Annotated in this window: 17 protein-coding genes; 6 read left to right on the forward strand and 11 right to left on the reverse strand. The window is 71.5% G+C overall.

Features of this window, described 5'->3' with window-relative positions; translation table 11 throughout:
- Positions 1 to 21: 21 nt before the first annotated feature.
- Together ITJ59_RS14080 and ITJ59_RS14085 are read right to left on the reverse strand one after the other, a co-directional pair.
- On the reverse strand, positions 22 to 1,053 hold the full coding sequence (locus ITJ59_RS14080) for a lysylphosphatidylglycerol synthase domain-containing protein (protein WP_194651942.1): 1,032 nt from the start codon (positions 1,051 to 1,053) through the stop codon (positions 22 to 24).
- Positions 1,054 to 1,125: 72 nt separating this feature from the next.
- Positions 1,126 to 2,988, reverse strand: coding sequence for an ArnT family glycosyltransferase (locus ITJ59_RS14085; RefSeq protein ID WP_194651943.1), 1,863 nt, complete (start codon positions 2,986 to 2,988; stop codon positions 1,126 to 1,128).
- A 117-nt stretch (positions 2,989 to 3,105) separates the two neighbouring features.
- On the opposite strand from ITJ59_RS14085, the gene ITJ59_RS14090 reads away from it, so the two are divergent.
- Both ITJ59_RS14090 and ITJ59_RS14095 read left to right on the forward strand, forming a co-directional pair.
- On the forward strand, positions 3,106 to 4,398 hold the full coding sequence (locus ITJ59_RS14090) for an acyltransferase family protein (RefSeq protein WP_194651944.1): 1,293 nt from the start codon (positions 3,106 to 3,108) through the stop codon (positions 4,396 to 4,398).
- Positions 4,399 to 4,516: 118 nt separating this feature from the next.
- Positions 4,517 to 5,491: a GH25 family lysozyme gene (locus tag ITJ59_RS14095; RefSeq protein ID WP_228511566.1), complete on the forward strand. Its 975-nt coding sequence runs from the start codon at positions 4,517 to 4,519 to the stop codon at positions 5,489 to 5,491.
- A gap of 102 nt (positions 5,492 to 5,593) precedes the next feature.
- Here the strand turns inward: ITJ59_RS14095 and ITJ59_RS14100 are convergent, their stop codons facing one another.
- A complete protein-coding gene (locus tag ITJ59_RS14100) occupies positions 5,594 to 6,817 on the reverse strand; it encodes a polysaccharide pyruvyl transferase family protein (protein ID WP_194651945.1) in 1,224 nt (407 codons plus the stop codon).
- 47 nt (positions 6,818 to 6,864) lie between these two features.
- Here ITJ59_RS14100 and ITJ59_RS14105 point away from each other — a divergent pair, with 47 nt between their 5' ends.
- Complete coding sequence (locus tag ITJ59_RS14105; protein WP_194651946.1) at positions 6,865 to 8,067, forward strand: glycosyltransferase; 1,203 nt, start codon at positions 6,865 to 6,867, stop codon at positions 8,065 to 8,067.
- On the opposite strand, the gene ITJ59_RS14110 is transcribed toward ITJ59_RS14105, so the two are convergent.
- From ITJ59_RS14110 to ITJ59_RS14125, 4 genes are all read right to left on the reverse strand, one after another.
- On the reverse strand, positions 8,034 to 9,539 hold the full coding sequence (locus ITJ59_RS14110; RefSeq protein ID WP_194651947.1) for a hypothetical protein: 1,506 nt from the start codon (positions 9,537 to 9,539) through the stop codon (positions 8,034 to 8,036). The two genes, ITJ59_RS14105 and ITJ59_RS14110, sit on opposite strands and share 34 nt — an antisense overlap.
- A gap of 8 nt (positions 9,540 to 9,547) precedes the next feature.
- Positions 9,548 to 10,855 (reverse strand): UDP-glucose dehydrogenase family protein, encoded by a 1,308-nt coding sequence (locus ITJ59_RS14115; protein WP_194651948.1) that lies wholly within the window; start codon positions 10,853 to 10,855, stop codon positions 9,548 to 9,550.
- A gap of 66 nt (positions 10,856 to 10,921) precedes the next feature.
- On the reverse strand, positions 10,922 to 11,470 hold the full coding sequence (locus ITJ59_RS14120) for a PH domain-containing protein (protein WP_194651949.1): 549 nt from the start codon (positions 11,468 to 11,470) through the stop codon (positions 10,922 to 10,924).
- 4 nt (positions 11,471 to 11,474) lie between these two features.
- Positions 11,475 to 12,275, reverse strand: coding sequence for a biotin--[acetyl-CoA-carboxylase] ligase (locus ITJ59_RS14125; RefSeq protein ID WP_194651950.1), 801 nt, complete (start codon positions 12,273 to 12,275; stop codon positions 11,475 to 11,477).
- Positions 12,276 to 12,349: 74 nt separating this feature from the next.
- On the opposite strand from ITJ59_RS14125, the gene ITJ59_RS14130 reads away from it, so the two are divergent.
- Together ITJ59_RS14130 and ITJ59_RS14135 are read left to right on the forward strand one after the other, a co-directional pair.
- Positions 12,350 to 13,945 carry an acyl-CoA carboxylase subunit beta gene (locus ITJ59_RS14130; RefSeq protein WP_194651951.1) on the forward strand — a complete coding sequence of 532 codons (1,596 nt, stop codon included), beginning with the start codon at positions 12,350 to 12,352 and terminating at the stop codon, positions 13,943 to 13,945.
- Positions 13,946 to 13,958: 13 nt separating this feature from the next.
- Entirely contained in the window at positions 13,959 to 14,213 is a 255-nt protein-coding gene (locus ITJ59_RS14135) for an acyl-CoA carboxylase subunit epsilon (protein WP_194651952.1), read from the forward strand.
- 679 nt (positions 14,214 to 14,892) lie between these two features.
- On the opposite strand, the gene ITJ59_RS14140 is transcribed toward ITJ59_RS14135, so the two are convergent.
- From ITJ59_RS14140 to ITJ59_RS14155, 4 genes are all read right to left on the reverse strand, one after another.
- The gene (locus ITJ59_RS14140; RefSeq protein WP_194651953.1) at positions 14,893 to 15,942 is read right to left on the reverse strand and encodes a hypothetical protein; all 1,050 of its coding nucleotides are present in this window, start codon (positions 15,940 to 15,942) and stop codon (positions 14,893 to 14,895) included.
- Positions 15,939 to 17,234, reverse strand: coding sequence for a sensor histidine kinase (locus tag ITJ59_RS14145; RefSeq protein ID WP_194651954.1), 1,296 nt, complete (start codon positions 17,232 to 17,234; stop codon positions 15,939 to 15,941). Before ITJ59_RS14145 ends, ITJ59_RS14140 begins: the two co-directional genes overlap by 4 nt.
- Positions 17,235 to 17,335: 101 nt before the next feature.
- A complete protein-coding gene (locus ITJ59_RS14150) occupies positions 17,336 to 18,052 on the reverse strand; it encodes a response regulator (RefSeq protein WP_194651955.1) in 717 nt (238 codons plus the stop codon).
- A 132-nt stretch (positions 18,053 to 18,184) separates the two neighbouring features.
- Positions 18,185 to 19,444 (reverse strand): class I SAM-dependent RNA methyltransferase, encoded by a 1,260-nt coding sequence (locus ITJ59_RS14155; protein ID WP_194651956.1) that lies wholly within the window; start codon positions 19,442 to 19,444, stop codon positions 18,185 to 18,187.
- Between the two features lie 14 nt (positions 19,445 to 19,458).
- Here ITJ59_RS14155 and ITJ59_RS14160 point away from each other — a divergent pair, with 14 nt between their 5' ends.
- Positions 19,459 to 20,253: a Maf family protein gene (locus tag ITJ59_RS14160; protein ID WP_194651957.1), complete on the forward strand. Its 795-nt coding sequence runs from the start codon at positions 19,459 to 19,461 to the stop codon at positions 20,251 to 20,253.
- Positions 20,254 to 20,322: the final 69 nt, after the last annotated feature.

The raw sequence follows: 20,322 nt of genomic DNA on the forward strand, positions 1-20,322 counted from the left end.
GTCTGCTCACTCGATGCGCTGTCAGGCGGCGGGGGCGCTGCCCTCGACGGCCGACGGGTCGTCGGTCGGACGACCACGGCGGAACCAGGTCGGTGCTGCGGCGCAGAGCAGGAAAAGGCCGTCGACCGCCAGGCTCCAGACGCGCGTGACGACGACCACGACGAGCGCGATCGGCGCCGGCATCACGAGCGCCAGCAGGAGCGCCTGCACGCCCTCGCGGACACCGAGGCCGCCGGGGGCGAACACGGCCAGCATGCTGATCGCCGAGGCCATGCTCGCGGCACCGATGACGAAGGCCGCGTCGCTGAGCTTCAGCGACGGGTACACCCCGAGGGTGATGAAGTAGTACGCCGTGCCGGACAGGATCGCACCGGCGACGTACAGGCCGGCCCCACCGAGGACCGTGCCCAGGTTCGGACGGACGTCGGCCTCGAGCGGCTTGCGTCGCAGGATCTTCAGCGCGATGCCGATCAGGAAGACGAACACCTTCGGGATCAGGCAGACGACGCAGCCGACGAACGCCGCGATCATCAGGACGATGAGCCACGGGTCGAGTTCGTGCGTGCGGGGGTCGATGAGCAGCAGCACGAGCGCCAGGGCCAACGTGGCCGCGATCTGCAGGGCGCCCTCGAGCAGGCCGCTCACGCCGAGGCGGGCCTTCGAGACGCCGTGCTTCGAGGCGAAGTAGACCTTGCCGATGATCCAGGTCGCTGCGCCGGGGATGTAGCGGCCCATCCAGGACTTCGCGTACACGTAGGTCAGGGTGACGCCGCTGCCCTTGAGCCCGGTCGCACCGAGCCGCCGCAGCAGGTAGAACCAGATGCCGACGCCCCAGTACCGGAAGCCGAGGCTGATCACCGTCGCCAGGATCACCCACGACCACTGCCAGTCCAGCCCGGCGAGCTGCCCCCAGTCGACGCTCCGCACGTACAGCACGAGGAAGACCGCGAGCAGCACGTAGAAGACGATGGGGATCGCCTTGCCGAGGAACCGTCGCCAGGACGGCGGACGCTTCCCCTCGGGCGCGGGCGTGTCGCTGGTGGTTCCTGACAAACGTGGTCTCCTGCCGGGCTTCGGGACCAGGTCATCGTAGACGCTGGCGTGGCACGCTCCCTGGAGCGGCGGTCACTTCGCGAACTTGACGATCTGGATGCGGCAGGGGATCTCGGGGTCGGTGGACCGGTCGGCACTGCAGGAGATCGTCGCGTTGTACGTGCCGACGAGCTTCCCCGCCATCGAGTAGTCGCGTGCCGGCGCGGTCGCGGGGTCGAACTGCACGAAGTACTGCACGCCCTCGTCGATGAACAGCTTCCGCATCGCGTCGGAGTGGTACGTGTAGCCCTGGCCTGAGCGACCGTACACACGCGTGTCGGTCAGGAAGGCCAGCGACGACAGCGACCGGTAGTTCGAGCCGATCACGGTGGCGTCCTCGGGCAGGGCACCGCTCGCCCGGATCTGGTCGGCGAGTCGGACGATCTCCGGCACGTCGGTCGGCCCGGTGACGCGGAGCGCCTCGGTGCGGTTCACCGACGGGTAGAACGGCGCCGGCGAGCCGAACCAGTTCTGTGTGAACGACGCCACGGGCACGACGGCGATCGCGACGCAGGCGACGATGGTCCGCACCACCCCGCGACGGCGGACCAGGCGCCAGACGGCCGGCAGCATGAGCGCGCCGATCATCGCCGTCAGGTAGAAGAGCGGCCAGTAGTACCGCGCGTTCCCGCCGCCGCTCGACGACGACGTGATCATGCCGTAGCCGACGAAGTACACCAGGGTCGTCGCCGCGACGATGCAGGTGAACGCGTACCGGCGGAACCGGACGACGCCGATGACCAGGGCCGCGGCGAACAGCAGGGCGATCGGTGCGGCGAACGGCGCGAACGTGCTGATCTTCTGCAAGTAGTACGGCAGCGCGAGCATGCGCTCGTGCAGGTAGTAGCCGGCACGGGCCGCGATGCCCGATTCCTTCGTGACCTTCGGACCGGTGTCGTCGGTGGTCGACTCGGTGGTCGGCGGCACCGCGGAGGGGTCCGGGTTGTCCATCGGCCCCTGCTTGTAGACCGACGGGGTGAAGTCCTCGTTCGGCGAGAACGCGTGCGAGTTGGGGGGTACGGGCAGGAAGGGCCAGTCGGTGGCGCGGCCGCCGTCGTCGAACTTCGAGCCGATGTTCACCGACAGCGACGACCCGAGGGTCGGCGAGCCGTACTTCAGCGTCAGGGCACCGACCCAGGGCGCGACCACGACGGCGAAGAGCACGATCGTGGCGACGGGCGAGGTCCACCAGTGTCGGACCGGTTCACGGCGTCGACGAGCCGACCAGACACGCAGGACCAGCCACAGGATGACGGCGCCGACCGCCACGGGCAGCAGGAACAGCTTCACGAAGTAGCCGATGGCCGCCACCACGCCGAGCACCCCGCCGGAGACGAGTCGGGCCCGCGTCGAGCCGTGCAACGCCTGGTCCGCCCACCGGAGCGCCCAGAGGAACCCGACCACCCACGCGACGACGAGCAGGTCGGGCGTCTGCACCGACACCGCGCTCATCAGTGCCGGGATCGCGGTGACCATGAACAGGACGGCGGGCACGATGCGGTGGTTCTGCGACCAGACCAGCCAGCCACCGACCCCGAGCACGACGGCGACCGCGAAGCAGTTGACGACGGCGAAGGCGGTCTGCATACCGAGCCCCGCCGCGATGAAGGGCGCCATCATCCAGGACACCATCGGCGACCAGTAGGCGTTGATCGCGTCGGGAAGCCACCCGTTCGCGTACTCGCGCGCGATCCCCATGTACGAGATGCCGTCGACGTTCGTCACGCCGAGGCGGTTGTGGTAGGCCACGGCGGCACTCAGACCGACGCCGACGACGACGAACACCGCCAGGATCAGGGGCGCAACGACGTGCCGGTAGCGACGTGGAACGGCCCCCGAACGCCGTCGAACGGGCTCGTGGGTGATCTGCGGTCCAGCTGCGGTCGTCGAGGTCACGTGCTTCATCATGACATCCGATCGGATCTCCGCGGCGCACGCGGCCAGATCGCGAGGCTCCCTCGGCGTGTGGGAGACTGCCTGCGACCCCGCTCCGACCACCCCCGAGGACGATCGTTGGCCACCGAAACCCGCGCCGCAGTACCCGCAGCCGACTCCGCTGCCCCCGCGCCCCGCGCCGGCGGCCGGCTCGAGTTCCCCTACCTGGACGGACTCCGGGGGCTCGCTGCCCTCGCCGTGGTCTTCTACCACGCCTACCTCTTCACGGGGACGACCGGCACCGGGCCGACCGAGCTGCCCTGGCTGCGGCCCATCATCGGCTGGGGCTACCTCGGCGTCCCACTGTTCATCGTGCTGTCCGGCTACGTGCTGATGCTCCCGGTGCTGACGCGGTTCGACCGGTACCGCCTGCCGGGTGGCTTCTGGAAGTTCATCTGGCGTCGCGCCCGGCGCATCATCCCGCCGTACTGGGCGTCGCTGGTGCTGTTCGCGCTGCTCATCCTGTTCGTGCCTGTGCTCGGTCAGCCCGGCGGCACGCAGTGGGACACGAAGCTGCCGATGGGCTGGGGCACGTTCCTGACGCACTTCTTCCTGGTGCACGACTTCTTCCCGCAGTACATCGGCAAGATCAACGGCCCGATGTGGACGGTCGCGGTCGAGTGGCAGATCTACTTCCTGATGCCGCTGCTGATCCTTCCGCTCTGGCGCGTGTTCGGCGGGTGGGCGACGGCGTCGAGCCTGGTCCTCATCGGCATGTGGATGGGTTCCGAGAGCCGCTACTCGTGGATGCACCCGTGGTTCGTCGGGCTCTTCGCGGTGGGCATGCTCGCCGCCGAACTGACCGTGAAGGCCCGTGACGAGCACCTGACCGGCACGGTGCGCACGAAGCTCGGCGGCCCGCGGTGGGCGAGCGGCGCGTTCGTGGCCGCGATGGCCATCGGCACCGTCCTGGTCTTCTTCCGGAACCGCGACTACTGGCAGCACCAGACCTGGCCGTCCGAGGTCGTCACCGGCATCCTCGCCGGCATCCTGCTCACATGGATGGGCCGGCAGGCGGTCACCGGTCGGCACACCTGGCTCGCCCGGTTCTTCGCCTGGAAGCCGTTCGTGCTCGCCGGTCTGGTCTCGTACTCGATCTACCTGTTCCACAGCCCGCTCCTGGGCCTCGGCAACCTGCTGCTGCTGCCCCTCGGGCTGTACCCGAAGTACCAGTTCCTGATGATGGTCTTCCTCGTGATCCCCGTCACGATCGCCGTCTGCATCGGCTTCTGGTGGCTCGTCGAGCGGAACTTCATGAACCGTCGGCAGAAGCACGCGACCGCCGAGGTCTCGCACCGTGGACGCATCCCCGAGGTCGAGACGGACGACGACGCCGTCACCACCGACGAGACCGCTCGCACGCGCCACTGACGTCCACATGACGTCCTGCGCGTGGCGGACAGCACGCGTGGTCGGCAGGTAGCATCGCTCGGACCTCGGCGTGGGTGATCAGGGACCCACGGCATCTCGACAGGGAAGACGAGACCACATGCGCGCACCGATCACCAGGATCCTCGGACTCGGCACCGTTGCCGCCGTCGCCGGGGCCATCACCTTCGGCAGCGGACCGGCGATCGCCGACACCGCCCCCACCGCGGCCGCGCCGACAGCGTCGGTCTCGGCAGCGCCGACGCCGGAGCCGGAGCAGCTCTCCATCGCCGAGATGGACCGAACCGGCAACCACACGATGGGCGCCGGAATCGCCGCCCACGCGGGCCAGTCGCACGTCACGGTCACCGACCCGGACGCCGCAGCCGGTGGGGTGAGCGCCCAGTCGCTGAGCACCTCCACCGCAGCGACCGCCTCCGGCCCGCCCCCGGGGCGCGTCCAGGGCTTCGACATCAGCGCCTGGCAGCCGAGCGTCAACTTCCGGCAGGCGTACCGCAACGGCGCCCGCTTCGCCTACGTCAAGGCGACGGAGGGCACCTCGTACGTCAGCTCGACGTACAAGCAGCAGTACGCCACCGCGAAGCAGCGCAACCTCATCCGGGGTGGCTACGTCTACGCGCAGCCGAGCCAGGCGAGCGGCGCGGCGACCGCGAACTACTTCTTCGCGCACGGCGGCCAGTGGTCGAAAGACGGCAAGACCCTGCCGCCCCTGCTCGACATCGAGTACGGCAGCGCCGCGCAGGGCACCTGCTACGGCCTGTCCTGGGCGCAGATGCGCAGCTGGATCAAGGCCTTCTCGAGCACCGTCAAGAAGAAGATCGGCCGCTACCCGGCGATCTACACGACCACCGACTGGTGGAAGCGCTGCACGAACAACAGCAACCAGTTCTCGAAGAACCCGCTCTTCGTCGCGCTCTACCCCGTCAAGGACTTCACGACGCCCGGCACCCTCGGCCGCAGCTGGTCGAAGTGGACCTTCTGGCAGTGGGCGTCCAGCGGGGTGCTCCCCGGCGACCAGGACGTCTACCGGAACGACATCACCTACCTGAAGCGCTTCGCGGCCAAGACCGAGTGACGCGCGTCACGCCCTGAGCGGGTGCGGATGACGGACGGGAGGCCCGTGGCGGTGTCGCCACGGGCCTCCCGTCCGTCAGGGGCGCAGATCACCCCGGCGGTGTCAGCGGACGTCGCGGGTCGCCTCGGCGAAGTCGGCGTCGAGCGCGGTGGCCATCCGGGCCACGCCCTCGGCGAGCTGCGCGCGGACCGCGTCGCGGTCCGCGTCGAGGCGCTCGAGCTGCGCGGTGACGTCGTCGACGAAGCGCTCCTCGAGCGCGGCCTCGATCGGCTTCGAGAACTCCTGCTGGCCCATCTGCTCGAAGAACAGCCGGCCCTTGTCGACGTAGTAGAGCACCGCAGCGGGCACGCCGGCGATCGTCGCGACGATGGCGGAGTGCAGTCGGCTCGCCAGGAACAGTCGGCTGCGGGACATCAGGCCGGCGTACTCGGACGGCGAGAACTCGTCGGCCTCGACCACGTGGGTGCGGTCACCGTGCTGCATCAGGGCGATGACCTCGCGGGCGAAGGCGGCGTCGCCCTCGGAGGCCTCCATGTGCATCGGGTAGAAGACGACGTCGGCATCCCAGCGGTCGATCACCCGGTCGGCCAGGTCGGCGACGGCCTGCCGGTAGGTGACGAGCTTGTCGCTGTCGACCCCGGTCTCGCGGAAACGCTTCGGCAGGAACCGGAACGGGATCCAGCCGCTGCGCTTGTAGTGGAACCAGCGGCGGACGCCGAAGCCGATCGAGCCCTCGAGTCGCTCGGCGGTCAGGCCGGTGGTGCGTTCGAGCCGCTCGAGCACCTCGGCGTCGGGCGCCGTCACGGTCCCGACGACGGCCGGGTCGAACGACGACACGATGGGCGTGCGGACACCCCACGCCAGGAGCTTCTCGCGCGACTCGTCGTCACGCACGGCGAACGAGCGGCACAGGTCGACGGTGGCGCGGATGAGGCGCTTGCTGACCCCGGCGGTCGTCGGACCGATCCCCTGGAACGCGCCGACCAGGTTCTTGTTGACCGCGCGGACCAACGCCATCTTGCCGAACCAGTACACGAGGCCGAGCTTGTTCGTGTAGTCCTTGAGGATCTCGCCGCCGCCCCACAGCACCACGTCGGCGCTGCGGGCAGCACGGAGCAGCGCGAACAGGTCGCCGATGCCGGTGCTGTACGGGGAGACCGGCAGGAACCGGATCCCGAACCACTCGCCGTCCCGCTCGGGGTACTGCGACAGGGAGACGATCTCGGCATCGGGCCACCGCCGCCGGACCAGCTCGACGTTGCCGGCGAGGATCGCCCGGTCCCCGCGGTTGTGGGGCGAATCGCTATTGTGGATCAGAACGCGCACGGGTGGAGAGCCTACCGGACCGTCCACCGCCACCCCGGAAAGGCACGATGTCCCGCACCACCCGCTCCGCCCGATCCCACCAGGACCGCCCCCGTCTGCTCGTCCTGGGCTCCACGTTCCCGGCCCGGCCGGACGACGGGGTCCCGGCGTTCGTGCTCGACCTCGCCCACCAGGAGGCCACCGAGTTCGACACCCTCGTGCTGACGCCACGGGTCCCCGGCGGCGCCGCGAAGGAGCGCATCGGCGAGGTCGCGGTGCGCCGCTACCCGTACTTCCCGCGTCGGTTCGAAGACCTGGCCGACGGCGCGATCCTCGACAACCTGAAGGAGCGCCGCTCCCGCATCGTCCAGGTGCCCGCCCTGGTGCTCGCGCAGTACCTCGCCGTGCGACGCGTGGTCCGCTCCGCGAAGCCCGACGTCATCCACGCCCACTGGGCGATCCCCCAGGCCCTGGTCGCGACGCTGGCGGCCCCGGGCGTGCCCGTCGTCGTCACGACGCACGGCGGTGACATCTACGCGCTCCGCGCCGCTCCCCTGGTGCGCCTCAAGCGTTGGATCTTCGGCCGCTCGGCACACGTGACGACGGTGAACTCCGAGATGCGCGAGCGGCTGTCCGAGTGGGGCGTGCCCGAGGCGCGCTCGACCGTCATCCCGATGGGCGTCGACCTCGGCCCGGCCCGCGACACCCGGGCCCGCGTCCCGGCGCAGGAGCACCACGTCGTCGCGGTCGGCCGGCTCGTCGAGAAGAAGGGCTTCGGCAACCTGATCGAGGCACTCCGCGGGCTCGGAGACGACGTGCCGTGGCGGCTCACCGTGGTCGGCGACGGCCCGTACCGCGCGCAACTCGAAGAGCAGGCCGCCGGCCTGCCGGTCACGTTCCTCGGGCAGCGGGGGCGCACCGAGGTGCTCGAGACCCTGGCGGCGGCGACCGTCGTCGCGGTGCCGTCGATCCCGGCGGCGAACGGCGACCAGGAAGGCCTGCCGGTCACGCTGCTCGAGGCCGCTGCCGTCGGCGCCGCCATCGTGGCGAGCGACCTGCCGGGCATCCGCGACGTCGTGCAGGACGACCACTCGGGCATCCTCGTGCCGCCGGGCGACGTCACCGCGCTCCGAGCAGCACTGCAGCGTGTGCTCTCCGACGGCGCCGCACGAGCACGGTTCCAGGAGCAGGCCGTGGTGTCGGCAGCGGAGTTCTCGACCGAGCGGATCGGCGAGCGCTACCGCGCGGTCCTGCGCGCCGCGATCGGCTGACCGTCGGCGGACCCCTCCGCCGCGCGGGACACGCCGCGTCCACGGATGGCGTCGACCTCGCCGAGCACGAACAGCGCGATCGTCACGAGGGCGAGCAGTCCGGCCAGTACCGTCGCCCCGAGGACGACCGTGGCCGAGTGCGGGACCAGCGACGCGCCCTCCGGGTGCAGCAGACTCGCGATCGGCACGAGGGCGAGGAGCACCCACGCGGGCACGAGCACGACGGCCGCCCGCTGCCAGAACCGGAGCCCGGCGGCGATCGCGAGCGCGATCGGGCCCCAGATGGCGAGTGGGTACCGGTTGATCGGCGCACCGCCCCCGGCGGCGTACCGGACCTGGACGGCGACGAACAACACGGCGACGGTGGCGAGCATCGCGACGACGAGGGCGCGTCGCCAGTGCGCCGCCGCCGCAGCTCGCTCGGTCGGCTGCGCTCCGGATCGGCGTCGGACGACACCACGGACCACCAGGGCCACTGCAGACCCGACGGCGAGCACCAGCGGCACCGTGAACAGGGTCCACGGCACCGGGTCCAACAGGTCGAGCGCCCCTCGGTACACGGCGAACAGCTGCTTCCAGAAGAGCGGCATCGCGACGATCTCACCGTCGGTGAAGTGCTCGCGCGGCACCCACCCCGGCCAGGCCTTCGGTCGCCCGCTGAAGGAGCCCGCGACCACCACGTTGCGGATCCAGAACCAGCCGGACGCACCCGCCGCAGCCACGACCGGCACGAGGGCGACGAGCACCCGCGCCCACGGGCCCCGGAGTCGCGCGACACGCACCTGTCGGCAGAGCAGGAACGCCACGGCGATCGCGACGAGCCACAGTGCGAACGAGAGGCGTGTGCTGATGCCGGCAGCGGCGACGACCGCACCGCCGACGACGAGCCGCGTGGTGACCCCGGAACGCAGGGCGGCGCCGGCGACGCCGCACGCCAGGACACCGAAGAAGGCGGCGAGCGAGTCGTTGTAGACGACACCGCCCTGCACGATCACGACCGCGGTGAACCCGGACACCACGGCGACCGTCGCCGGCAGGCGACGCACCCCCGGGAAGCAGCGTGACGCAGCCCAGGCCGCCGCGGGCACGATGGCGGCGACGATGACCGCGTTCACGAGCCGCGCGGCGACCACCGCCTGCACGGTGTGCCCGGAATCGACGAGGGGGCCGACGATCGGCGCGAGCAGGGCGTAGTAGAGCGGCGGGTGCTGGGCCACCCACTGCACCGGCGGCGTGTGGCCGAACCCGGGCCGGAAGCGGACACCGTCCATCAGCACCGGCAGCTGCCCGTGCCAGACGCGGATGGCGTAGTCCACGTGCGCGGATTCGTCGGTGCCGCCCAGCGGATCCGTCGAGGCGATCCGTGCCACGGCGGCGACCAGGACGAAGAGCGTCGCGGCGAGGACGACCGGGGTCGCCCACTCCCGCCCGTGGAACCCGCCGAGGAGCCGTTGCCTGATCCGGGTCCCCACGCTCGTCGTCAGCGGCCCATGCCGCGGTAGGTGAAGCCGGCAGCGGTCCACGCGTCGCGGTCGAGGCAGTTCCGGCCGTCGATGACGACCGGGGTCGACACCAGGGACGCCGCTGCCGTCGCGTCGAGCTCACGGAACTCGTTCCACTCGGTCAGCACGAGGACCAGGTCTGCTCCGACCAGCGCGTCCGCCGCGGTCTCGACGAAGTCGAGCTCCGGGTGCACGCGACGGGCGGTGACGACGGCCTCGGGGTCGTACGCCGACACCGTCGCACCGAGCTCGTGCAGACGAGCGGCGATGTCCAGCGCGGGCGAGTCACGGACGTCGTCGGAGTTCGGCTTGAACGCCAGGCCGAGCACCGCGACGCGCTTGCCGGTGACGACCCCGCCGAGCAGCTCCTGTGCGAGCTCGACGACGTGCGCGCGACGACGCAGGTTGGTGGCGTCGACGTCGGCCAGGAACGCCAGGGACTCCCCGACGCCGAGCTCGTTCGCCCGGGCCTGGAACGCGCGGATGTCCTTCGGCAGGCATCCGCCGCCGAAGCCGAGGCCGGCGTTCAGGAACTTGCGACCGATGCGGGCGTCGTGCCCGATGGCGTCGGCGAGCGCGGTGACGTCGGCACCGGCGACCTCGGCGATCTCGGCCATCGAGTTGATGAACGAGATCTTCGTGGCGAGGAACGCGTTGGCGCTGATCTTCACGAGCTCGGCCGTGGGCAGGTTGACGACGAGTCGGGGGGTGCCGGTCGCGAGTGCCTCGGCGTAGACCTCGTCGAGCGCGTCGACGGCCGCCTGTCCGGCGTCACCGTCCGGCACGCCGTAGACGAAGCGGTCCGGGCTGATCGTGTCCTGCACGGCGAAGCCCTCGCGCAGGAACTCGGGGTTCCAGACGAGCGTCGCGCCGGGGACGGCCTCGGACACCTCGGCGGCCAGGCGCGCAGCGGTGCCGACCGGCACCGTCGACTTGCCGACGACGAACTCGCCGGCGGACAGGTACGGGGTGAGGGCGGCGACGGCGGCGTTCACGTAGGTCATGTCCGCGGCGCCGGTCGGGCTCTGCGGGGTGCCGACGGCGAGGAAGTGCACGCGGGCACCGGCGACCTCGGCCATGTCGGTGGTGAACCGGATCCGACCAGAGGCGAGCGCCTCGGTCAGGATCTCGGGCAGGCCGGGCTCGAAGAAGGGAGCCTCACCCGCGGCGAGTCGCTCGATCTTCGTCGGGTCGACGTCGACGGCGACGACCTCGTGTCCGAGCTTGGCCATGGAGGCGGCGTGCACGGCACCGAGGTACCCGCAGCCGATCACAGAGATACGCACGTCGAAGACGGTACCGGGTTCTGCGTCGACTTCCACAACGGCCGGGGCGGGTGTCGTGGCACCGGGTCAGGCGCGGACGTCGCCCCACGGCGGTCGGTCGGGGCCGCCGACGATCTCGTCCCAGTCGGGCTCGCGGTGTCGGCGCCGGGCCTCGTACGCCTCGACCAGGTCGTGCAGGACGGCCACGACCAGGTCGGCGTGCGGCACGTCGGCCAGCACCAGGGCCGGGTCGTCGCCGGGGAACACCAGGACGTCGCCGGAGCGGAACACCCCCTGCAACCCGCGGCGGCGCACCGTGACGTCGTACCCCCGGGAGTGCAGGAGTTCGCGCCGGGTGCGGGTGCCGAGACCGTGCACGACCACGAGCCGCCGTGTGGTGACCACGTACCGCTCGGACATCCACCGGAACAGCGGGACGGCGCCGCCGAACACCACGAGCACCACGACGACGCCGGCGACCACGACGTTCAGCCACGCGAGCTGCGCCCGGAACACGCCGAACCCGAACCCGCCGGCCACCGTGACGAGCACGACGAACACCGCCGGGCGCACGAGCCGACGCGCGTGCGGTCGCAGGCGAGCGACGACGCGTTCGGGCGGCGGCTCGGCGGTCATGCCGTCATGCATACCGCAGGTGGGTGACGTCCCCCACGGCGACGCCCCTGGAGTCACCCGCTCGATCCCGGATCGTGATGCGGCCCTCGTCGTCGATGCCGGTGGCGTCGGCCTCTTCCACGGTGCCGTCGGGCAGCTCGAGGCGGATGCGGCGACCGATCGTGCCGCACGCGGCGCGGACGTGGGACCGGACCGACTCGGCGGCGGGACCACCCGTCGCCAGGGCGGCCACGGCCTCCAGGACGGACTGCAGGAAGGCGGACAGGACCGCGTCGGCCACGGCCGGGGCGTCGTCGACCGCGCCGGCCAGCACGAGCGACGTCGACGTCGTGGTGGGCAGACGGTCGGCGGGGATCGTGAGGTTGACGCCGGCGCCGACCACGACGCTGCCGTCGGCCGCGACCTGGCAGAGGATGCCGCACACCTTGTCGCCGGACACCTGGACGTCGTTCGGCCACTTCACCGCGACGTCGGCACCGGCGGGCAGCACCCGTGCGATCGCGTCGCGCATGGCGGCACCGGCGACCAGCGGCAGCCAGCCACGGTCGTGGTCGGCGAGGTCCGCGCGGACGAGCAGGCTCGCCGCGAGCGCCTCGCCGGCCGGCGCACTCCACGTGCGGTCGAGGCGGCCCCGCCCCGAGGTCTGGTGGAGCGTGGCGACGACGCTGCCGTGCTGCTGTTCGGCTGCGACGGCGAGCAGGTCGGCGTTCGTGGAGCCGGTCTCGGCGGGCGTGCTGAGGGTCGCGCCCGCCGCCCGGACCGCCTCGCTGGTGACGGGGAACGACGACGACGGGGATGTGGACATGCACGCAAATGTACGGGCAGGAACCGTGGGGGTCCTCCAACCAGCCCCGTGCCCGCCGCCGGTAGGGTGAGCGGGTGACTTCAGGAGACACCCCCGATCTCTCGACGACGGCCGGCCGGCTGGCCGACCTCCGTGAGCGGTACCACGAGGCCGTGACCGCTGCGGGCGAGTCCGCGATCGCCAAGCAGCACGCCAAGGGCAAGGGCACCGCGCGCGAACGCATCGAGCAGCTGCTCGACGAGAACTCCTTCGTGGAGTTCGACGAGTTCGTGCGGCACCGCACCACCTCGTTCGGCATGGACGCCAAGCGCCCCTACGGTGACGCCGTCGTCACCGGTGTCGGCACGATCCACGGCCGCAACGTCGCGGTGTACGCGCAGGACTTCACGGTCTTCGGTGGCTCGCTCGGCGAGGTCGCCGGCGAGAAGATCATCAAGGTGATGCAGCACGCGCTGAAGACCGGCGTGCCGATCATCGGCATCCTCGATTCTGGCGGCGCCCGGATCCAAGAGGGCGTGGTCGCGCTCGGCAAGTACGGCGAGATCTTCCGCCTCAACACCCAGGCGTCCGGCGTCATCCCGCAGCTGTCGATCATCATGGGCCCGGCGGCCGGCGGTGCGGTGTACTCCCCCGCCCTCACCGACTTCGTGATCATGGTCGACAAGACCAGCCACATGTTCGTCACCGGCCCCGACGTCATCAAGACGGTCACCGGCGAGGACGTCGGCTTCGAGGAGCTCGGCGGCGCCCAGACGCACAACGCCGTCTCCGGTGTCGCCCACTACCTGGCCGAGGACGAGACCGACGCCCTCGACTACGCGCGGTCGCTGATCGGGTTCCTGCCGGACAACAACCTGTCCGACCCGCCGGCCTACGACGTCGCGCCCGAGCTCGAGACCACCGACGCCGACCACGAGCTCGACGTCGTCATCCCCGACTCGACGAACCAGCCGTACGACGTCACGACGATCATCGAGCACGTCGTCGACGACGGCGAGTTCCTCGAGGTGCAGCCGCTCTTCGCACCGAACATCCTGATCGGCTTCGGCCGGGTCGAGGGCCGCACCGTCGGCATCATCGCGAACCAGCCGCAGGCGATGGCTGGCACGCTGAACATCGACGCCGGCGAGAAGGCCGCCCGCTTCGTCCGGTTCTGCGACGCCTTCGGCATCCCGATCCTGACCCTGGTGGACGTGCCCGGCTACCTGCCCGGCACCGACCAGGAGTGGACCGGCGTCATCCGCCGCGGCGCCAAACTGCTGTACGCCTACGCCGAGGCCACCGTCCCGCTCGTCACCGTCATCACGCGCAAGGCCTACGGCGGCGCGTACATCGTGATGGGCTCGAAGCAGCTCGGCGCCGACATCAACCTGGCGTGGCCGACCGCCGAGATCGCCGTCATGGGCGGTCAGGGCGCCGTCAACATCCTGTACCGCGCCGAGATCAAGCGCGCCGAGGAGTCCGGCGAGGACGTCGCCGCGGTCCGCACGAAGCTCGCGAACGAGTACACCTACAACGTCGCGTCGCCCTACCTGGCGGCCGAGCGCGGTGAGCTCGACGGCATCATCCAGCCGCACGCCACGCGCGTCTCGGTCATCAAGGCGCTGCGCGCCCTGCGCGGCAAGCGGGCGACGCTGCCGCCCAAGAAGCACGGGAACATCCCGCTCTGATGGGTGCGCACTGATGGGTCGTCACGCAGCTCCGGTCCCCTCGGACGAGCCGGCCTCGGTCGCCGACGTCCGGGTGGTCTCCGGCGAGCCCACCCCCGAGGAACTCGCCGCGGTGGTCGCCGTGCTCCAGCGACAGGCCGACGAGGCCGCGGCGGCCGGACGTGCCGAGATCGTCGACGAGCCCCGCACCGGGTGGCAGGCTTCGTCGCGCGGGCTCCGTCGTCCGCTCGACCACGGCCCGGGTGCCTGGGGTCGTTCGCTCCGCTGACCTCGGTGTACCCCTGGTGTCCCCGACTCGGCGGACGTTGCAGGCTGCACTTCCCGGTCGGTATCCCCTCGCACGGGGGGCATGAACCCACCCGTTGGACCGGAACTGCCGAATTTGTCCCCCATAATGACGACTGACACGGGGGTTGTCGGTTGGCATAGTTACTGGTGTTCGGTGTCCTTCAACGAAGAACATCGCAGGTCGGTGGCCGACTAGGGTACGACGCCACCGCCCGCTGCGAGGCAGGGCGACATTCGGGTTGTCGCTCAGCCTCGGGTCGTGAACGGGCCGGTCGGATCCCGACCGGCCCGTTCCCCGTTTCCGGGGGTGTTCGCGGCGGGCGTTCCGGTGGGTCGTCGACTCGGAACGACGCCCTCGACGTCGTACGACGTCGGTCTTGTCGTCCCCACCCGCACGCAACAGTTGCGCACGCGCCACAGCGACACCCTCGACGTCGTACGACGTCCACGGTGTCGCGTCAGCCGTCGGCGCTCGCCCGGCGCGACCAGCTGGCGGCCGGGAGGCCCGTGCCGGCCCCGCACCGCGCCTCCCGTCCGGCGCGTGTCCCGTCCACCGCCGCGCGCACTTCCCACGGACCCGGAACGACGTCCTCGACGTCGTGCGACATCGACATTGTCGTCCCCACGCGGACACAACAGGTGCGCGCGCGCAGCGCTGCTCAGGCGGGCTCGTGCCGCGGGATCTCGAGCCAGAGGGCCACGGAGTCGTCCTCGTCGCCGTCGTCGTCGTCCATGCCCGCTCCGAGGGCGGCCGACTCGCTCGCCGCCGTGTCGAGCTTGAGCCCGACGACGGTCACGGCGGCGTCGGACCCCTCGCTGACCGTGCGGACGATGACGCTGTCGGCCTCACGGGCCTGCCGCAGCGCCTCGGCGATGCGGGCGTGGATGCGGCGGATGTCGTCGACCTCGAGTTCGTCGAGACCACCGTCGTCGTGCAACTGCACCGTGGCACCCCGGCGGCGCAGGCGCATGACCTCGTCGCGGACGTCCTCGGACAGCAGGGAGCGGCCCCGGATCTCGTCGCGGATGGCCTGCTCGAGGTGCAGGCACTCAGCGCGGTCGGCGTCGTCCAGGTCACCGCAGGAGTCGATGATCCGCTGCAGCATCGGCAACGCCATCCGCGTGGTCTGGCTCAGGCGGAACTGCCGCTCGAAGACGTGGGCGTCCTGCGCGGCCTGCCAGTCGGCGGTCTCCTGTTCGGCTCGGACGAGTTCGCGGGTGTTCCGGATGGCGCGGTTCATGGCCACGGCGAACACCGTGGCGATCGCGACCCACGCGACGCTGCCGAGCACGCCGAGTGCTCCGAGGGCATCGGGGCCCGCCCATGCGACGGTGTACACGGCGAGGAACAGCACACCGGCCCAGGCGAAGGGGCCTCGGCCCCGCACGACCAGGACCACCATCAGGGTGCCCACGGCGGCGATCCACCACGTGGCGTACCCCGGGCCGTTCGCCAGGTCGACGACCGGCGCGGCGACGATGGGCATCGCGATCGCCGTCGCGAGGGAGAAGCAGGCCGTCCAGACGGGCAGGACCTTGCCGGGCACGAACAACGCCGTACCGGTCGCCGCCGCGTAGAGGACCATGCAGGCGATGACGGGCCCGACGTCCTGCACGCGCTGCAACGTCGCGACGGCGAGGACCAGGTGGTAGACGGAGAACAGCGACGCCAGACCGATCGCGATGCTCGCGGGCAGCGAGACCCTCATTCGGCCTCCCCGGTCGTCGCGGGGTCGGTCGGCGACGCACCGCTCGGCGACCACGACAGCTCGATGCGGGTGCCCTGGCCGGGTGCGCTGTGCACCTCGGCGTGACCGTCGACGGCGGCGACGCGTTCCCTGATCGAGCGTCGGACCCCGAGTCGTTCGGGTGGGATCGTCGCGAGGTCGAACCCCCGACCCTCGTCGCCGACCTCGACGTGCACCCCGTCACCGAGCTGCTCGACCCGCACCCACCGGGCGACCTCGGGCCCACCGGCGTGCTGGACGCTGTTCACCGCCGCTTGGATCGCCGCCGAGGCGAGGGCATCGGCCACCGACGCCGGCAGTCGGACCTGGCCGGCCGCTGCGGGCAGCCGGACCTGGCCAGCCGAGGTGGGCACGAGGCGGACGGGCACCGCGAGGGCGCCGACCGCCTCACCGATGCGGGTGCGGAGCTCGGCGAGCGACACCGGGGTGTCGTCGTTCGGCCCGTCGGTCGCCGCGGCCTCGAGGTGGTCGATGGCGTTCCGGGCCATGCGCGCGGAGAGGGTCTTGCCCTCGAGCGTGTCGGCCCTCGCAGCGGAGAGCAGCGTGGTCAGGACGCTGTCGTGCACGATCGCGTCGACCTGCACCCGCTCGACCTCGACCGCGTGCTCGCGGATGGCCAGCGAGTACCGGCGGACCGCGGTGGACTGCGCGGAGTCGACCGACGAGGCCGCCCGCCGCAGGACGACGGCGATCACGAGCACCGCGCCGCTGAGCAGGCCGGTGTAGACACCGTCGAGCAGCGCCCGCACGAGACCGGCGTCGCCACCGACCGGGGTGAGCCGGAGCACGACGTAGATCGCGGGGACGAGGGCCGTGTAGATGGTCGCCCGCCAGGTGGCGAAGCCCATCGCAGCAGCGGTGGAACCGACGGTGCAGAACCACCACGGCCACGGCTGCTGTGTCGACGGGATCGGCTCCTGCACGGTGAGCGGCCAGGTCACCAGCGCGACGAGGAACAGCAGCGCACAGATGATCTGCGCGAGCTGCGCCACCCGCTGCACGAAGGCCGAGACGCCCACGAGGACGAACGACGCACCGAGCGCGAGCGCGACGACCGGTCCCCAGAACGGGTCGAGGTACGGCAACTGGGCGAGCACCGCCGGGGTGTCGACGATGCCCAGGCCGACGGCGGTCATCGCCAGGAGGACCGAGAAGGCGCGCTCCACCGACGCCTGGGTGATCGACGCACGGACGCTGCGCGCCGGGTCGGCCCCGAAGGGCGCCCCGCCGAGACCACCAGCGAGGTCGGCCACCGGCACTGCGGGGCCGGCAACGGCCGGGGCCCGACCGGCACCGACCGGTGCCCGGCCGCTCCCCCGGCGCGCCGCCGACTCAGCCGCGCTCCCCATGCTGCTCAGCGGCCGTCGCCGTCGGGGTCGATGCCCGAGTCGAGCCCGGGGAGGATCCCGTCCTCGACCGCACGACGGAGCAGGTCGACCTTCGTCGGGGCCGGGCGACCGACCTCGACGTACTTCACGCGGATGCGGTCGAGGTACTCACGAGCCGTGGAGTACCCGATGCCGAGCTGCTGCGCCGCCAGCTTGAGCGGCAGGCCCGAGGCGTAGAGGTGCAGGATCTCGCGCTCGCGCCGACCCAGCTGGGCCTTCGCGAAGTCGCGGTCGGCGTCGATGGCGCTCGCCCACTCGAGGTTGTTCAGCACGTCGCCGCGTGCGACGGTGGCGACCGCCGCCATCACGGTCTTCGTGGCGGACGACTTCGGGATGACACCGGCAGCCCCTGCTGCGAGTGCCTCTCGGACGTTGGCCACCCGGTCCGCGATCGAGTGCACGAGCACTGCGGAACCGGTTCCCTGCACACCCTTGACGTTCTCGGTGACGGTCGAGCCGTCACCGAGGGACAGGTCGAGGACGACGACGTCGACCTCGCGCCCGTCGAGGCTCTGGACGTACTCGGGCACGCTCGCGGCGGTGAGCACCACCTCGAAGCCCTCGTTCTGGCACGCCGCCTGGATCCCGAGCCGCACGGACTCGTGGTCGTCGACGATCGCGACGCGGACGGGCCTGGTGGCCGCGCTCGTCGTCTCGGCGGCGGTTGTCGTTCCTGCTCCCACTGTTGCCTCTCGTTCCGATGCACGTGCCCGGCCCCTGAAACCGGGTCGTCATCAGCACCCAAGGATACCCAGGCTGGACTCAGGTCCGGGGAAACCCAGCGCGCCACGCGGACGAACCGGTGGAGATCCCCGTCACCGCGCGGGTGTCAGGCGCGCCACGGCCTCCAGGTGGTGCGTGTGCGGGAACAGGTCGAACGCCCGCACCGCCTCGAGCTTGTACCCCAGGTCGGCGAAGGTCGCGACGTCACGGGCCAGGGCGACCGGGTCGCACGCGACGTAGACGACCTGCGCCGGCTGGAGTGCCGCGATCTGCTCGACGACCTGTCGTCCGGCCCCGGCGCGGGGCGGGTCGAGCACGATCGTGCCGGCGCGGAACCGGTCCTTCTCGGCGGCGGAGGCGTTCGCCACCGTGTTCGCCAGCCAGCGGTCGACACGCCCGGTCTCGGCGCGGGCGCCGAGCCACTCGGCGAGGTTCTCCTGCGCGTGCTCGGTCGCGCGCGCGGCGCTCTCGACGCTGGTGATGCGCGCCTTCGGGCCGACGAGGTCGCCGAGCGCGGCGGCGAGCAGGCCGACGCCGCCGTACAGGTCCAGGTGGGTGCCCTCGGGGTCGAGTCGGTCGCGGTCGACCAGGTCCTGCACGGCTTCGGTCAGCACCGACGCCGCGGCCCGGTGCACCTGCCAGAACCCGTTGTCGTCGACCTCGAACGTGCGCTGCCCCACGACCTCGGTCACGACGGTGGGCTTCTGCTCGTCGATGACGAGACGCGCCCCCTCGGACCCGCTCGGGGCGAGCACGTCGACCACCGACGAGCCGGGCATCACGCCGCGACCGAGCGGCGCGCTCTGCTGCACGGCGGCGACGGCGAGCGGCAGGCTGGTGACGGGGATGACGGAGTGCGAGCGGGCCGCGAACGGACCGGCGGTGCCCTGCTCGTCGATGTGCAGGCGGACGCGGGTCCGCCACCCGAGGCCGTTCGCGGCATCGTCGCCGGGCGCGGCCTCGACCACGACGTCGCCGCCGAGCACCGCGGACAGGTCGAGGTGCGCGAACCGCGAGAACGAGTCGACGAGCACGTCGTGCTTCAGCGTGCGCTGGTGTGCGAGGGCGATGTGCCCGAACTCGGCGCCGCCCGGACGCGTCTCCGGGTCACGGTCGAGGGCGGCCTCGGCCCACACGTGGTCGACGCGGTGCTCGCTCGGGGTCACGACGCTGACCGTGTCCGCGCGCCAGAACGACTTCTTCCGGTCCTCGGTCACCCGGGCGACGACGCGCTCCCCGGGGATCGCGTCGGTGACGAAGACCACCCGACCTTCGTGCCGTGCCACCGAGATGCCGCCGTGGGCGATCCCGGTGACGTCGAGTTCGAGCAGCGTGCCGACGGATTCACCCATGGTTCGATGGTCCCATGCGTCTGTACCTCGCGAGTACATCCCCCGCCCGCCGAGCGCTCCTCGCCCAGTCCGGGATCGAGCCCGTGCTCGTGTCGCCCGGGGTCGACGAGGACGCCGCCGCGTCCGCAGCATCGGCATCGCTCGGCCGCGACCTGACCGGCCCGGAGCTCGTGGCGCTGCTCGCCGTCGCGAAGGCGTCGGCCGTCGCGGACGCCGACGTCGCCGGCTCGCCGGTCGACGGGTTCGTGTTCGGCGGCGACTCCGCCTTCGAGGTCGACGGGCGCCTGTACGGCAAGCCCCACGACCCGGCGGTGGCCCGGGAGCGCTGGCGGCAGATGCTCACCGCCGGCGGCGGGACGCTGTGGAGTGGGCACTGCGTGATCGATCGACGACGCGACGACCGGCGCCGCGACGTGGACCCGGCCACGAGACGGACGGGAGGCCCGGATACGGCCCGCCCCGCGCCTCCCGTCCGCAGCCTGGTGACGTCCCCTGCCGGCGTGCCGGAGCTGGGGGAGGTCGCGCCCGGCGGGTCGACCCTGGCCGCCCACGGCGACCGCGTGGTCGCCGTGGACAGCGCGGTGCTGACCTTCGCCGACGACCTGTCCACCGACGAGATCGACGCGTACGTAGCGACGGGCGAGCCGCTCGAGGTCGCCGGTGCGTTCACCATCGACGGGCGTGCAGCGGCGTACATCACGCGCATCGACGGCGCCCCGTCCGCCGTGGTCGGGTTGTCCCTGCCGGTGCTGCGGTCGATGCTGCTCCGAGGGTTCGGCGTCCCCTGGCACGAGTTCTGGTCACTGTAGACATCCGCACCTCTTCGCGGTGGTTCTTTGTGGGTGCCAGTCAATTCGTGCTTCCGTTGCACGAATACG

It is taken from the genome of Curtobacterium sp. VKM Ac-1393 (assembly GCF_015350995.1).
Lineage (GTDB): Bacteria > Actinomycetota > Actinomycetes > Actinomycetales > Microbacteriaceae > Curtobacterium.